Here is a 15,110-nt window from a genome sequence, read left to right as displayed (position 1 = left end):
TGGATGACCGATAAGTAAATGTTTGTGCTTATTTAAATTGCTGTAACCAATTTTTGGCATCTAGCTCATTGCTGAAGCTTTTCATAGGGATGGGGGGCTTTTGGAACTGGAAAACCATTTTCATAATTAATTGTGACAAACCTGGTTCTGAAACCATGGCCATGGCACTGTATACGCTGGATAATTGCTCCTTGGAATATTGACGTGTGGCTTTGTCTGGGATAGGGGATTTACAAAGATAAATCAATAGTGGAATGGGCTTATTTTGGGTAATTTCTTTCACTAAGGCAATATTTTCTTGAATGAGAGAAACAGTTCTTTTCACAGGTTTTGAGCGGGAAAAAAGTATTCCATCTTCAATCCAATAGTCGGCAATTTTACCAGATGTGATTTCTATATTTTGTGAAATATGTATCATGAGAAAAGAATAAAACTCAATATATATTCCTTTTTCGACAATCAAAATGACAAAGAATTTATATACTTGATAAATACTCTTTTGGCAATAATCCTGTTCTCTTTTTGACTGCCGTTATAAAGGATGTTCTAGAGCCAAATCCTAAGGCCGTTCCAATATATTCAATGGAGTATTTATCAAAATTAGGATCATCCTGACGCATGACATTTAAGTATTCAAATCGGGCATCATTGATAAATTCATTGAAATTTTTATCAAATTCCTGATTGATTACAGCAGAAACTAAATAGGCAGGAACATTGATTTCCTTTGATAAATCAGCTAGGCAATAGCCTATAGTCGTAAATGGATGATTTTGAAGGAAATGATTTTCTATGGATGTCAATATGTTTTTCCCATTATGGTAGCTAACATATGTCACATCTTCTTCTGATTCTCCCTCATCTTCCTTGCCGTTTGTAGTCGTACTTTCAATGGATCTGACAGGTTCGCTTAATTGTATCCAACCAATCATTCCATAGAGAATTTTGGGTTGAGCAAATAAATAAGCGCAGATTAATAAAATTTCCAAAGCCACACTAAAAACGATTAATCGGGCCATAAAATGTCCTGAGAAGACCTGTATAAAGGTAAAAATGAATACAATAATTGTTCCTGAAAACAATAGCGTGATGGCTACCCAAAGGAATTTGTAAATCTGCTTGTTTCTTTCAATTTGATGGCCTTGGGTGTAAATTTTTTTATGCCAATTAATCAATAAATAAAATGCAGCTATGATACTCACTAATAAGACCGTTACGCGATATATGGCTACCCAACCTGGAGGGAATAACCCTTCTGGCTCATTGACAAACTCCATTCTATTTACTAATGCTTTTTTAACAAAATTTATTTTCTCTTGATATGGAAGTAAGTCGTAGGACAGTCGGTGAATTTGGTAACTGAAGGCAGGAATGAAAAGTAAAATATCTTTTTTGAAAAGACGATAAGATTGGTTGAGCACAGTTCGTATATACAAATACGTTAATGGACCAATGCAAAAAGTCACCATATTAAATACCTTAAAATAGTCTGGGTAGTGTATATAAAACCCTGTAAACGCAAGGCTATTTCCTAAAGCAGTGATGACCATGCTTAACAGTATACCGGCGAGCAGTTTGGAACCTAAGTTGGATATACTTTGTCCAAACCACAAAATCATACTGACAATGAAGCCAATGGTTGAAGCAATTACAATAAATATAAATAATTGAGAATCGGACATTTATAGTTAAAATGGAAATTTCAAATTTCTAGATATATTTTTCTCTTTCAGGTATGAAAGCAGAAGTATTAAGTCTATTTTTTAAAAGGATGTATATGTTTTTCTCTTTACAAGGACTTTGTTTTCTAGTTGAAAATTTATGGAAAAACAAGTGTAAACATTTTATTTTTTTCACTAAACCATTTTTATCATATTGCCCTAAATAGGCCTTAATTTGTTCAAAATCCTCAAAATTGAACAGTCCAAAGTTTTTCTTTGGGCCCATTTGTATCAAATTTGTACGTGTATTATAACGTACCTAACCAGGTTACACAAAATCAACAAACTAAAAGAAATTAAAGAATCTATTACCCACCTTCATCAAAAGCATATTTTAATTTATAGAACACAGGTTTGGAAATCCTTTGGCTGATGGCGGAAGGATTTTTGGTTTATGGAGATGGACAACTATTTCGGAATACTTTAGTTCAAGTATACCTGTTGGTAAAAGAAATTCAAACTAGCTGCATCTGGGATTTTACGTTTCTCAACCTGTTTATCCAATTGAAGAATTTCTAAGGTTTTAGAATTAAATGCTGGCCAATCTGGTAAACCTTTTACATTGGGATTTCCAGACTTGGCAAAATTGATCCAATAAGTAGACATGGTATTGGCTAATTCCCAATCTTCTTTTTCCCAAGGACGATTGACCAAATGAAGTGTATTCAATGCATAAGGAACCTCTCCCGTATGAAATGCTTTGAACTTTTTGTATTCTCCATATGCTGGCACTACACGTGTAAAACGATATACATATACGGGATGGACTTGAGCACTATGCAGATTGGCAAGTATAAAATTCGGAGCACCAAAAACTAAGTCTCTAGAAAGTCTATTTTGAGAATTGACAGCAACGGAATCATTGGTGGCAGGATAGTGTTTTAACAATTCGGAAGCATATTTTCCATACTGTTTTTCCATATCGGATTTGAATGCATCAGCCTTTTTATAAGGTCCCATTACGAGACCTTCGTCTTCATTCCATCCAGTCAGTAAATGGACTTTGTTTTGCTTTTTTTGATTAAAGATAACTTCGATACTTTCAGGTAAATAATACCCATCTACAATGACTCCACTTCGCATCGAAGCTTTTTTTCGCAATTCTTCGGCTGGAACAGCCCTCATTTGATCCAAGTTTTGCAAGCCTATGGATTCCATCGCTTTTTTACCTTGTTCTTCGGATTCTTTAAGACCAATTAAAGCTTGTTTCGATACCAAAGGATTTCTAGGTAATAAGCCTGCACCACTTTCAGCGATGGCTTTTTGAAAAAGCCCTTTGGCCAATGGCGATGCGATTAAACTAACGACTGCCATGGATCCAGCAGATTGGCCTGCAATGGTCACATTGTTGGGATCTCCTCCAAATTTAGCAATGTTGGATTTTACCCATTTCAAAGCTGCGATTTGATCTAATAATCCGTAATTACCAGAAGCATGCATAGGAGATTCCTTACTTAATTCTGGGTGTGCAAAAAAGCCAAAAATACCCACACGGTAATTGATGCTCACATAGACAACACCTTTGGCGGCTAATTTTTCGCCATCATAAATAGGAACAGATGCCCCTCCTGAAGAAAAACCTCCACCATGAATCCAAACGATCACAGGCTTTTTATCTGTTGTTTTTTTCGCATTCGTCCATATATTGAGGTATAAACAATCTTCATTGATAGGCTCTTTAGGAATCAGAAATTCTTCTGACCACATATAAAATGGTGCAGGTGGCGCTTGAATAGCACTGGGTCCAAAAGCCTGACATGACTTTACTCCTTCCCAAGCCACGACAGGCGCAGGAGCTTTCCAGCGTAAATTACCAACAGGTGGAGCTGCAAATGGGATACCTTTAAAAGACTTAATTCCACTTTTTTCTGATTTTCCCTGAATGTAACCTGATGTTAATTTTACCGTTAAGCCCACAGGTTCATTGGCTAATGTGGATTGTATTTCAAAGAAATAAGTAATTAGGAAAATGAAGGAAAATAGAACAGGTTTTTTCATGTGAATGGATGGTTTTGTGGCTTAATGTAATTGAATTTACCAAAACTATTTCTTTTATGGAAGTAGTTATATTCAAATGAAATAAACGACTAATCATGCATCCAGAGACCAATACTTATTTCGAGCCATTGGAATGATTTATACCCTATAAAGTTGATTTTGATAGATTAATGACTTTGAAATTGACCTATAAATTATCAATAAAAGGTTGGCTATAATGTCGCTTACCCGTAGCCCGATATAGAGCATTGGCTAATGCTCCAAATACAGGTGGGTAGGCAGGTTCTCCCATACCGCTTGGATCAATTTCATTTTTTACAAAATGCACAGCTATGGCTTTAGGCGCTTCATTCATGCGAATCATGCGGTAGGTATCAAAGTTCTTGTGCTCTGGTACTCCTTTATCCAAAGTCATTTTCCCGAACAAGGCTGTACCAATACCATCCACAACGCCTCCTTCTACCATGTTTTGTGCCCCTGTAGGATTGATGACAATTCCACAATCAATAGCGCAATGCACTTTTTCGATCACGGGCATACCATCTTTCATCTTTATTTCAATGACATTAGCAGCATAAGAATCATGGCAGAAATAGGCTGAAACGCCTACTTTCTTTGTGGACTTAATGTTTTTCCAATTCGATTTTTCTTGAACTAATTTTAATACTCCAGCATATCGTTCTGGTTCATATTCATTGTTTTTCCCAACGGGTTTTTCGGCGGCACGTTTCAGTAGTTCCAAACGAAAATCAATGGGATCTTTTCCTGCTAGTTCAGCCACTTCATCCAAAAAGGATTGTTCAGCAGCAGCCATAAAATTGGAGCGCGGAGCTCTGAATGATCCCACAGTGATATTAGAATCAATGGTCCATTCTTCTGCTAAATAATGATCTACAGCCCCAGCTGGAAAGCGATTGGGATACAATGGAGATTCAGGAATCCCTCCTGCTTTTACATGAAAGGCGATCAGGTTATTTTGAGCATCCAATGCGGCTTTATAGATAACAGAATACGTAGAGCGATATACCCCAGAAGTCATATCGTCCTCACGAGTATACAACAGCTTGACAGGGGCTTGTACTTTTTGAGAAATCAATGCGGCTTCAATCATCCAATGAGCATAGGATCTCTTACCAAATCCCCCACCTAGTCGGGTCATTTGAATATTGATTTTATCGAGAGGAAGACCTATTCTGGCAGAAAGAGCTTGTTCTGTTAATTCTGGTTTTTGAAGTGGCCCAGCTAATTGGGCGGAGTCCTTCTTCACATCAGCAAAAAAGTTCATAGGCTCCATGCAGTTATGTGCCAAATAGGGGCCATAATAGGTTTTCTCTATGACTTTGGTCGCATTTTTAAAAGCGGATTCCACATCTCCATCTTTGCGTCTGACAGTAGCTGCTTGGTCTTTTTTAGCAGCCATTTTAGCAGCATGAACAGTCGTACTTTCTAGACCAGCGGGCACGTTTTCCACTATTTTGCGGCCAAGCATATTTCGAGGTTGAGAATAGGCTTTTGCTTCTTGCCAACTTACTTGTAAAGCTTTTTTGGCTTGCATGACTTCCCAAGTAGAATTGCCAACGATAGCCACGACTTCGTTGAAACTAGCCGTGTCAAAAAAGGTTTTTTCATAACCTTCATTGAATATTTTAATCGGGAAAATATCTTTGATGCCGGGCATTTTACGGGCTTCGGAATCGTTGATTGATTTTAGTTCAAGACCAAAGGCAGGAGGATGGACTATCATGGCATAGAGCATGCCTTTCACTTGGGTATCTATACCATATAATGGTTTTCCCGTGACAATTTTCTTTAAATCAACGTTTGTTTTTGACCTACCGATAATGGAAAAATCTTTTACTTCTTTCAGTGCGATGTTTTGTGGCACCGTCAGAGTAGCTGCTAAACTTGCCAAATCGCCGTATTTAGCGGATTTACCACTTTTTTTATGGAATAGCATTCCTGCGGAAGTGCTAATTTCTTGAATTGGCACTTGCCATTGTTGGGCAGCAGCTTCCATCAGTAAATGGCGGGCTGTGGCACCAGCTTGTCGGAGGGGTTTCCAGCCTTGATGTATAGCTTGGCTTCCACCAATGTATTGTCGAGTAAAATGTTTGGTATCTAAATCCGCTTGAATGACTTGCACCTGTTTCCAATTCACATCCAATTCCTCTGCTACAATCATGGGCATGGATGTTTTTACACCTTGGCCACCTTCTGGATTGGGCGACATGATTTGAATGATATTATCCGACGTAATTTTTACAAAACCATTTATTTCATGGAGCGTTCCTGGGATAGCTTTCGAGGTATTTTCAGAGGAGGCAAAACTAGAAAAATAGGTAAAACTTAACATGAATCCTCCTCCGCTTAGAGCGGCAGATTGCAAAAAAGATCTTCGAGAAATGTGGCTTTGCTTTTTCATGGTTACACTGCGATTAATCTTATAGAATCAAAAATATACAGATAAAATGCATGAACGCTTAATTTAACCCTTTATTTTTCAAGAAATTATATAAAAGCTCGGCTATTTCCACATTGTTTAAATCTGAAAATGCACATTTCATTAAAATTCAGAGAAACAAAGATTAATGCTTGATTTGATGGGTATCACGTACACTACTAAATGTCAATGCTAACAACTTCCAATCTTGACCATTTTTTTGGTAAACTTCGGTTACGGTAAACTCCGTTACGGCAATTTGTTCTCGGACTACTGCATCTAAGGTTATACGATTCCATACGACGGCGGTATTGCCAGATATTTCAACAGCCGTATCTTTTACCGTGGCTTTTTTATACCAAATCCTGCCTGTTTTGATGATGTCAAGTTCTTCATCCTTTTTCCATGTTCCGCTCATATGTACAAATTTAGACTTGGCGTCAAATATGGCATCTAATTTAGTGACGTCTTTGTCAGACATCCATTGCCATTTATCATTGGAAAGTTTGATTAAAGTTTGCTCTTCATTGCTTTGTTGGGCCGTAGCTATCTGAATGAAAAATAAGGCAAATACGAATGTTAGGATAGTCGATTTCATGTGTCTAGTATGGTATATTTTACGTGGAAATTTTAAACAAATGTCCCAATATTATTTTTTACGCACGTAGATAAACTACTGAATTTTCTACCATTTTTACTCATTCCTTTACTAAGTGGAATCAGCTATAAGTGAAATAGTTACATTTGAGCCAAATTTGAAAATGATGGAAAAAGTAATTGAACTTAACCAAATTAGCGAGTACAACGCAGCCAATAATCATACCACACTTCACCCATTAGTGAGCGTTATTGATTTTTCTAAGGCGGATCTTCGTGATTGGGGTCAGTCCGTAAGTCGTGTCAAATTTCAATACGGTTTGTATTGTATTTATTTGAAGGATGTCAAATGTGGGGATATCGTGTACGGGCGCCATACCTATGATTACCAAGCAGGGACTTTAGTGTTTTTTGCGCCAGGTCAAGTATCTGAATTGGAGGTACCAGCTGTGCCTTATCAGCCTAAGGGTCATGGGCTAATTTTTCATCCCGATTTGATTCATGGGACTGATTTAGCCAAAGCGCTGCCTTTGTATCATTTCTTTAGTTATCAATCCAACGAAGCATTGCACATTTCTGATGCGGAAAGACAAGTGGTCTTGGATTGTCTATCCAAGATTGAATTTGAATTAAATCAAACGGTGGATAAGCATAGCAAGAAATTGATTACGGCTAATATTGAGCTGTTCTTGAATTATTGCGAACGATTTTACGATCGACAATTTATTTCGAGAGAACATGTCAATCGAGGTATTTTGGCCAAGTTTGAAGAGTTGTTAAATACGTATTTTTTGTCGGAGAAACCTCAAAATTTGGGATTACCATCCGTGGCTTATTTTGCGGATCAATTACACCTATCTCCCAATTATTTCGGTGATTTGATTAAAAAAGAAACGGGAAAATCGGTCAAGGAATTGATTCAAAATAAATTAATTGATGTGGCTAAAGAGCGCATTTTTGATGGAGCAAAATCCATCAATGAAATAGCGCATGATTTAGGGTTTAAATATCCACAGCATTTTACCCGGGTTTTTAAACAGCATGTTGGTAATACCCCATTGCAGTTTCGTCACTTGAACTAAGTATTTTTTATGCAATTTGTTGAATTAAATAATGGAGTAAAAATGCCCATCTTGGGTTTTGGAGTATTCCAAATTCCTGATGCATTCGCTTGTGAAAAAAGCGTTAGCGAGGCCTTGGAGGTGGGTTATCGATCCATTGATACGGCCGCCTCTTATGGTAATGAAGCAGCCGTGGGCTTGGCCATTAAATCATCAGGATTAACTCGCCAAGATCTATTTATCACGACCAAACTTTGGATTCAAGGTATGGGTTACGAAGGAGCACTAGCCGCCTTTGATAAATCGATGAAAAAATTGCAGCTTGATTATCTCGATTTATATCTGATTCATCAGCCTTATGGAGATGTTTTTGGAGAATGGCGCGCCATGGAAAAGTTGTATCAGGAAGGACGAATCCGTGCCATTGGTGTTAGTAATTTTCAGCCTGACCGAATCGTAGATTTACTGAATCATACGGCGGTTGTTCCGGCTATCAATCAAGTTGAAACGCATCCATTTCAGCAGCAAATAGCAAATCAACAATTTCTGCAAGAGCATCAGATTCAAATGGAATCTTGGGGGCCTTTTGCCGAAGGTAAAAATGGGATGTTTGAAAATCCTGTGTTGGCTTCTATTGCTCAAGCCCATGGAAAATCCATTGCCCAGATTATTTTACGTTGGCTTACCCAGCGAGGCATTGTTGTCATCCCCAAAACGGTTAACCGTAATCGGATGATAGAGAATTTCCAAATTTTTGATTTTAGTTTAACGGAAGGGGAGATGGAGATGATTCAGACTTTGGATACGAACGTCAGTAGCTTTTTTGACCATCGTGATCCAGCCATGGTTAAATGGCTAGGGACAAGGAAGATAGAATAATTGAATTGTTTGATTTGTGTAATTTTTAGACATTTTGATTGAATACATTTGTACACCTTTTTATAAATATCAAACCATGATTAAGAAATTCACTTTACGGATTAACAAGAAACCCCAAACCGTTGAGGTAGATGAAAATATGCCGCTTTTATGGGTTCTTCGTGATGTATTAGATTTGAAAGGAACCAAGTATGGTTGTGGCGTAGGTTCCTGTGGTGCTTGTACCGTTCATTTAAATGGTATTGCTGTTCGCTCTTGTCAATTGCCCATATCATCATTGGCAAATCAGAATATTACTACCATTGAAGGACTTGCTGAAAAGGCAGATCATCCAGTTCAAAAAGCGTGGCTGGACGTAGATGTAGCACAATGTGGCTATTGTCAATCTGGTCAAATCATGAGTGCGGCTGCTTTATTAAAAAGCAATCCCAACCCAAGCGAGGAGGATATCGACAACTTTATGTCGGGTAATATTTGTCGCTGTGGAACTTATACGCGTATTAAAAAAGCTATTCAACAAGCAGCAGCCAAGAAATAATATGAAAAAGACAGACAACACGTACAGCAGACGCTCGTTTTTGAAAGTTTCTTCGCTTTCGGGTGGTGGATTCATGTTAGGAATCTCTTGGTTGGCTAGTGCGAAACCAGAGGAAACCTTGTCGGCATTGAATGTAGAACCGATTTGGCAAGAATTGACTAGTTATATTAAAATTACACCAGAAAATGTCATCAAGATTTTTTCTCCTAACCCGGAGTTTGGACAGAATGTTATGACCTCATTACCGATGCTAATTGCAGAGGAATTGGATGTTGATTTTAAAAGTATTGTCGTTGAACAAGCCAGTTATAATCCAGCGCTTTTTAACCGTCAGTTTACGGGAGGAAGCCAGTCGATCCGTTCTGCTTGGAAGCTACTTCGTACAGCAGGAGCGTCGGCTCGACAAATGATTTTGACTGCAGCAAGTCAAGCATGGAATGTCCCAGTTTTGGAATTGACAACTTCCAAAGGCCAAGTGAAACATGCGGCCAGTGGTAAGTCAGGAAGTTACGGCTCATTCTCTACTGCGGCATCCAAATTACCTGTACCGAAGGATATTGTATTAAAAGCGAATAAAGGGTTTAGGCTATTAGGGACTCCACAGAAAAATGTGGAAGGAACTAAGATTGTTCATGGCAAACCCTTATTTGGGATGGATTATACAGAAGCTGGAATGCTCATCGCTATGACTGAGCGACCTCCTGCTTTTGGTATGCGCTTAAAATCATATGATGCTACGGCAGCCAAGAAAATGCCAGGGATTGTGGATGTATTCACCATACAGGTTTATGAGCCTACCCAAAAATTGGCCATGTTTGATACCCGTTCGTTCAATGAAGTGATTGCGGTGGTAGGAAAGACAACTTGGGATGTCATGAATGCGCGAAAAAAGCTGAATGTGGTTTGGGAAAATGCACCAGACACCAAGGAGATTATGAACAACCGCGAAACGATTGTTCCAGGAGGCTTGGAGAGTACCACAAAGCATTATGCTGACATGTTGGACATGGATAAAAAACCAGGTCAAATTCAGCGCAAAGATGGTGAGCCAGAAAAAGCTTTTGAATCGGCGAAGCATGTCATTGAGCGCACATATACCGCACCTTTTTTGGCGCATAATATCATGGAGCCTACCAATACCTTTGCTCATTTTCAAGGAAACAAAGTGAGGTTTGTGGCACCTATTCAAGGACCTGATTTCATAGCCAATACCATTGCTACACGTTTAGGTATTCCAAAAGAAAACATTGAGATTAATTTAGCTCGAATGGGAGGCGGTTTTGGTCGTAGAGCTTATGGCCATTATATGGTGGAGGCAGCCTTGATTTCCAAGCAAGCTAACGCACCTATCAAATTAGTTTACAGTCGGGAAGATGATGTGAGTGGTGGTATTTATCGCCCTACTTACCAATTGACTTATCGCGCGGCTTTTGATGAAAATAAGCGTTTAACGGCGATGCACATTAAAGGGGGAGGAATTCCAGAATCACCATTGCATGCGAACCGTTTTCCTGCGGGAGCCTTAGATAATTACATGGCGGAAAGTTGGTCTATTCCTTCGAACATCACGGTGGGAGCTTTCCGTGCACCTCGTTCCAACTTCAATGCGGCAGCGGAGCAGTCGTTTTTGGATGAAATAGCGGAATACATGGGCAAGGATCCCATTGCTTTCCGTTTGGAATTATTACAACGTGCAAAGGATAACCCAGTGGGTAAAAACAATGATTACGATGCAGCTCGATATATGGGCGTATTGGAATTGGTGCGTGATAAATCAGGATGGGGCAAGCCAGAAAATGCTAATAAAAAGAGAGGAGTTTCGGCTTATTTCTGCCATAATTCTTATGCGGCTCAGGTGATCGACTTACGAGTGAAAGATGGACAAGTGATTGTTGATCATGTTACATCTGCTGTGGATTGTGGAGTTGTGGTGAATCCAGAAGGAGCCAAAAATATGGCGGAAGGTGCAGCGATTGATGGGATTGGCAATGCATTATTTGGCAATTTGACCTTTACGGAAGGACGTACCAATCAAAAGAATTTTGACACTTATCGAATGATTCGTCACAATGAAGCACCGAAGAAAATCGATGTTCATTTTGTGGCCAATGAAACGGATCCAACAGGTTTGGGAGAGCCACCATTCCCTCCAATTTTTGGAGCTATGGCCAATGCGCTTTACAAAGCCACGGGCAAGCGATTGTACAAGCAGCCTTTCGGGAATCAGATCGGCTAGTCTAAATTGGGAATTTAAGCCCATCCTTGTAAAAGGGATGGGCTTTTTTATTGCTTTTAAAAGATATGTAACATGTCCGAAATTGGGATGAATGTTGTATTATCGCAGTCTAGATATACCATGATGAAACTAAATGCTATTAAACTGATTTCCTGTGGCTTATGCCTATTTGTGATTTTGCAAGCAAATTCCTTATTTGCTCAGGCTTCCAATAGAGTTTTAAATTTATTTCCTGCTGGGACTGTCCTTCATGCCAATATTCCTTTTGCTCAGGATACTTTGAAAAAGCATTTATTGGATATTTATTTACCTGCTAATTCAACAGGTAAAATCCCTCTGGTGGTTTTTATTCATGGCGGAGGCTGGTTGGTCAATGATAAATATGCCGATATGGGCTATATGGGAAATACGCTGACTGCCATGATTAATCGAGGATTTGCGGTAGCATCCATTGATTACCGTTGGGCTAGTCAGGCTATTTTTCCTGCGCAGATTCAAGATTGTTATCAAGCATTAACTTTTCTATGTGAACAAGCAGATAAGTATCACTTAGATAAAAATAGAATTGCTATCATGGGTTTTTCTGCTGGTGGACATCTTGCTTCTCTGGTAGGTTTAGCCAATAATAATAAGCTTCCTGAATTTTTTATGAAAGGCAAAGCTCAGAAATTCAATATCAAAGCTGTGGTCGATTTTTATGGGCCATCGGATTTAACGGGTCTGGAAAGTAGCGATGATCCTAAGGCTCCTGAAGCCATTTTATTGGGCGCTGTCCCGATAGAACGCCCAGACTTAGCTAAAAAGGCTAGTCCAGTTAGCTATGTTGATGCACAAGATCCTCCATTTTTAATTATTCATGGGGAGAAAGACAAGAGTGTCAACAATAAGCAATCCAAACTGCTGAGTGGCTGGTTGAGTAGCGTAGCTGTCAAAAATGAGCTGATCATTGTCAAAGATGCGCCGCATTTTGGACGGATGTTTGACACAGAAGAATTGAAATCTAAGGTGTTGACTTTCTTAGAAAATGCTTTAAAGCCTTAGTTTATTCTCCTAAACTGGTGATTAAAATTATAGTTCAAACCAATACTCCAAAGCAAGTCGTCGCCGGCCAGAGCAGAACGTAGTTTTTTGCTAAACATGGTCGTTAAAGTAAATGGACTTTTTTTCTTCGAAATAACTAAAGAGCCACTCACATAAGTACCGTCTATATCATCCATTTTTAAGTAAAAGAATTGGGGAGTGATTGTTGCTTGCCAATCTTTATACCAGGTAAGGTTAGAGAAAATCGTTTTAAATGATAGAAAAGTGGTGCTTTGAGTCACATCTTTTGTCAAACCTGTAGAGCCTAAATAACTAAAACCTAAGGCAATGTTTTTGTGTATGGACAAGACGGGTGTTGCCTCCCAAGCAAAAAATCTCTGGGCTTTTAAATAGCTAGTATTAACACCATTGAAATTGGCTTCTTCCTGCCGGAATACAAAAGCAGGATGAGCGCCTACACTCATTTTGAAGTTTTTTTGTTGGATGGCCTTATAGCGCCACCAAAGCACAAAAGCCCAAGGTTTTCCGTCCATGGCAAAGCGCAACATGGGATCAAAACTCAGACGACCTTTACCTAAAGATAAATCAAATAATACAGCAGGTTTGCCTAAAGAAAAAGATGGGATTAAGGATACACCATTATTGGTTGCAGTGATTTGGCCTGCAAAAAAAGAAGGAGTTTTGGTCGAATCTGTTTGAGCGAATAAATGGTTGACACTTACTAGGAATACTAGCAAGAGAGTGGTTTTAAATTTCATTTGGGTTAATTAAGAGAAATACAAAGGTCAGCTTTTTTTTAATTAAATGAAATTATGGCCTGATTTTGCCCCCTTTTAAAGGATATACAAGCTTGATATTCCATAAAAAAGGCTTAGATCCTTCCACGGTGGATTCAAAAGTTTTGTTCATGGTAGATTTAAAAATGATGGGAAAATCTTTCCAAGAAATACTGATTTCAGAGGTTAGATAATAGCCATCTTTACCATCGATGTTGAGGTAATAAATTTGTGGAGTTATACCTAATGTGGCTTTTTTACTCAATTGAATATGCGAGATGTCGGTATATAAAGTGACAAAGTTTAGCGCGTTTAATGTAGCAGGGTCTAAACCATGGGACCTTAAATAGTAAATGCCCATGGTTAAGTGCTTAGATAATTGATAACGGGGAAACAACTCAAGCACAAAATATCGATCGGTTTTTTGAACTTGAATAGAATCTTTCGAGCCAGGTAGGGGGATTGTAACAAAATTGAGCCCTAAATGAGTCCCAACATTTATCTTGAATTTAGATAGCTTGGGGCTCAGGTTATATCGAAACCAAAATAAGGAATACCAGGGTTTGGCTTCTAATGAAAAAGCTAATTCTGGATCAAAACTGAATCTTCCTTTGGAGATAGACATGTTAAAAACCGTAGCAGGTTTTTCTAATGAAAATGAGGGAACGATGGAAATACCATTATTTGTAATGCCTACTGTACCACTAATTTGCGTAGGATTTGATGCTTGAATATCTTGAGGATAGCTCTCTTTTGCTTGCAGTAAGAATAGGCAGAGAAGATAAATACCTGTGTATTTCATTTTTATTAAATTTGCTTTAAATTGTAAAATTAGCCTGTTTTGATAGCTAAAGGCTTATACATTTTACCGAAATGATTACCATTTTTTAATTGTATGGAGGAAAAGATCAAGGATAAAGTAGTAGCCATTAGGAATTTGGATTCCGTAGATGCATTTAATGCCTACAATGAGCATATCACCGTGAATCCTTGGATAAGTATCATTGATTTTTCAAATTCGACACCTAAATGTCGCGAATGGATGCGTTTGGGTTTTTACTGCATCATGTTGAAAGACATACATTGTGGAGATTTGAAATATGGTATTAGCCAATATGACTACGATGCTGGGACACTCTTATTTTTCGCGCCCAAACAGATCTATAAAGTAGATAAAGTGGGAAGCCTGTCCGTTCCCCAAGGTTTATGTCTTGTATTTGATGAAGAGTTAATTCGCGGGACTTCTTTACAGAAACATATTCATCATTATTCATTCTTTTCCTATGAACATAATGAAGCCTTGCATGTGGATGAAGAAGAAAGAAATAATGTGGTGGAAATTCTGACTAAAATTAGTCGAGAAATTAGCCCTGAATTAGATGATTTAAGTAAGAAATTAATTGTTTCCCATATTGAGTTATTATTGGATTATTGCAGTCGATATTATCAAAGACAATTTACGAGTCGACAACCCTTGCATCAACATATTTCAGTTAAATTTGCAGATTTAGTCAGAGATTTTGTAAGTGCCAGTAAATCTGATGATTATGGCTTACCTTCTGTCAATTATTTTGCAGATAAATTGCATGTTTCAAGCAATTATTTAGGAGATATAATTAAAAGGGAAACGCAGCAAACTCCTATAGAAATCATGCATCAAATAATGATCAATCATGCGAAAGAATTATTGCATGATTTTGAGAAAAATATTAGCCAAATTTCTCATCAATTAGGCTTTACTTATGCCGCACATTTTACTCGATTTTTTAAGAATAAAATGGGAATTAGTCCCAACGAATATCGGCGAAATATGAATCGATGAA

At 38.2% G+C, this 15,110-nt stretch carries 13 protein-coding genes; 6 read left to right on the top strand and 7 right to left on the bottom strand.

All coding sequences use genetic code 11. From position 1 onward, the window contains the following. Positions 1 to 28 precede the first annotated feature (28 nt). From EWU22_RS01940 to EWU22_RS01920, 5 genes are all read right to left on the bottom strand, one after another. On the bottom strand, positions 29 to 418 hold the full coding sequence (locus EWU22_RS01940; protein ID WP_130924190.1) for a DUF7793 family protein: 390 nt from the start codon (positions 416 to 418) through the stop codon (positions 29 to 31). Positions 419 to 476: 58 nt separating this feature from the next. Beyond that, a complete protein-coding gene (locus EWU22_RS01935) occupies positions 477 to 1,682 on the bottom strand; it encodes a helix-turn-helix domain-containing protein (RefSeq protein WP_130924189.1) in 1,206 nt (401 codons plus the stop codon). A gap of 462 nt (positions 1,683 to 2,144) precedes the next feature. After that, on the bottom strand, positions 2,145 to 3,719 hold the full coding sequence (locus EWU22_RS01930; RefSeq protein ID WP_130924188.1) for a carboxylesterase/lipase family protein: 1,575 nt from the start codon (positions 3,717 to 3,719) through the stop codon (positions 2,145 to 2,147). 187 nt (positions 3,720 to 3,906) lie between these two features. After that, positions 3,907 to 6,141 (bottom strand): xanthine dehydrogenase family protein molybdopterin-binding subunit, encoded by a 2,235-nt coding sequence (locus EWU22_RS01925; protein WP_130924187.1) that lies wholly within the window; start codon positions 6,139 to 6,141, stop codon positions 3,907 to 3,909. A gap of 163 nt (positions 6,142 to 6,304) precedes the next feature. After that, entirely contained in the window at positions 6,305 to 6,757 is a 453-nt protein-coding gene (locus EWU22_RS01920) for a nuclear transport factor 2 family protein (protein ID WP_130924186.1), read from the bottom strand. A 166-nt stretch (positions 6,758 to 6,923) separates the two neighbouring features. Here EWU22_RS01920 and EWU22_RS01915 point away from each other — a divergent pair, with 166 nt between their 5' ends. The 5 genes from EWU22_RS01915 to EWU22_RS01895 all read left to right on the top strand — a co-directional run bounded on the left by EWU22_RS01915 (position 6,924) and on the right by EWU22_RS01895 (position 12,511). After that, positions 6,924 to 7,838, top strand: a complete 915-nt coding sequence (locus EWU22_RS01915) for a helix-turn-helix domain-containing protein (protein WP_130924418.1) — start codon at positions 6,924 to 6,926, stop codon at positions 7,836 to 7,838. Between the two features lie 9 nt (positions 7,839 to 7,847). Further along, entirely contained in the window at positions 7,848 to 8,696 is an 849-nt protein-coding gene (locus EWU22_RS01910; RefSeq protein WP_130924185.1) for an aldo/keto reductase, read from the top strand. Positions 8,697 to 8,772: 76 nt separating this feature from the next. After that, positions 8,773 to 9,234 carry a (2Fe-2S)-binding protein gene (locus EWU22_RS01905; RefSeq protein ID WP_130924184.1) on the top strand — a complete coding sequence of 154 codons (462 nt, stop codon included), beginning with the start codon at positions 8,773 to 8,775 and terminating at the stop codon, positions 9,232 to 9,234. Position 9,235: 1 nt separating this feature from the next. Further along, on the top strand, positions 9,236 to 11,470 hold the full coding sequence (locus tag EWU22_RS01900) for a xanthine dehydrogenase family protein molybdopterin-binding subunit (RefSeq protein WP_130924183.1): 2,235 nt from the start codon (positions 9,236 to 9,238) through the stop codon (positions 11,468 to 11,470). Positions 11,471 to 11,542: 72 nt separating this feature from the next. After that, positions 11,543 to 12,511, top strand: a complete 969-nt coding sequence (locus EWU22_RS01895) for an alpha/beta hydrolase (RefSeq protein ID WP_231962593.1) — start codon at positions 11,543 to 11,545, stop codon at positions 12,509 to 12,511. Here EWU22_RS01895 and EWU22_RS01890 read toward each other — a convergent pair. Further along, positions 12,508 to 13,269 (bottom strand): hypothetical protein, encoded by a 762-nt coding sequence (locus EWU22_RS01890; RefSeq protein WP_145962613.1) that lies wholly within the window; start codon positions 13,267 to 13,269, stop codon positions 12,508 to 12,510. The genes EWU22_RS01895 and EWU22_RS01890 overlap by 4 nt on opposite strands. Before the next feature lie 52 nt (positions 13,270 to 13,321). Further along, complete coding sequence (locus EWU22_RS01885; RefSeq protein WP_109324804.1) at positions 13,322 to 14,089, bottom strand: hypothetical protein; 768 nt, start codon at positions 14,087 to 14,089, stop codon at positions 13,322 to 13,324. Positions 14,090 to 14,182: 93 nt separating this feature from the next. Here EWU22_RS01885 and EWU22_RS01880 point away from each other — a divergent pair, with 93 nt between their 5' ends. Further along, positions 14,183 to 15,109: a helix-turn-helix domain-containing protein gene (locus tag EWU22_RS01880; RefSeq protein WP_109324803.1), complete on the top strand. Its 927-nt coding sequence runs from the start codon at positions 14,183 to 14,185 to the stop codon at positions 15,107 to 15,109. Position 15,110: the final 1 nt, after the last annotated feature.

This window comes from Aquirufa nivalisilvae (genome assembly GCF_004307455.1).
GTDB classification, from domain to species: domain Bacteria; phylum Bacteroidota; class Bacteroidia; order Cytophagales; family Spirosomataceae; genus Aquirufa; species Aquirufa nivalisilvae.
The sequence above is the reverse complement of the archived record's forward strand: the minus strand, read 5'-3'. Positions and strand labels throughout refer to the sequence as shown.

Coding starts and splice junctions, on each gene's coding strand:
- EWU22_RS01895 (WP_231962593.1), top strand. CDS start 11,543: ATGTCCGAAATTGGGATGAATGTTGTATTATCGCAGTCTAGATATACC.
- EWU22_RS01900 (WP_130924183.1), top strand. CDS start 9,236: ATGAAAAAGACAGACAACACGTACAGCAGACGCTCGTTTTTGAAAGTT.
- EWU22_RS01910 (WP_130924185.1), top strand. CDS start 7,848: ATGCAATTTGTTGAATTAAATAATGGAGTAAAAATGCCCATCTTGGGT.
- EWU22_RS01890 (WP_145962613.1), bottom strand. CDS start 13,269: ATGAAATTTAAAACCACTCTCTTGCTAGTATTCCTAGTAAGTGTCAAC.
- EWU22_RS01905 (WP_130924184.1), top strand. CDS start 8,773: ATGATTAAGAAATTCACTTTACGGATTAACAAGAAACCCCAAACCGTT.
- EWU22_RS01940 (WP_130924190.1), bottom strand. CDS start 418: ATGATACATATTTCACAAAATATAGAAATCACATCTGGTAAAATTGCC.
- EWU22_RS01920 (WP_130924186.1), bottom strand. CDS start 6,757: ATGAAATCGACTATCCTAACATTCGTATTTGCCTTATTTTTCATTCAG.
- EWU22_RS01915 (WP_130924418.1), top strand. CDS start 6,924: ATGGAAAAAGTAATTGAACTTAACCAAATTAGCGAGTACAACGCAGCC.
- EWU22_RS01925 (WP_130924187.1), bottom strand. CDS start 6,141: ATGAAAAAGCAAAGCCACATTTCTCGAAGATCTTTTTTGCAATCTGCC.
- EWU22_RS01930 (WP_130924188.1), bottom strand. CDS start 3,719: ATGAAAAAACCTGTTCTATTTTCCTTCATTTTCCTAATTACTTATTTC.
- EWU22_RS01880 (WP_109324803.1), top strand. CDS start 14,183: ATGGAGGAAAAGATCAAGGATAAAGTAGTAGCCATTAGGAATTTGGAT.
- EWU22_RS01935 (WP_130924189.1), bottom strand. CDS start 1,682: ATGTCCGATTCTCAATTATTTATATTTATTGTAATTGCTTCAACCATT.
- EWU22_RS01885 (WP_109324804.1), bottom strand. CDS start 14,089: ATGAAATACACAGGTATTTATCTTCTCTGCCTATTCTTACTGCAAGCA.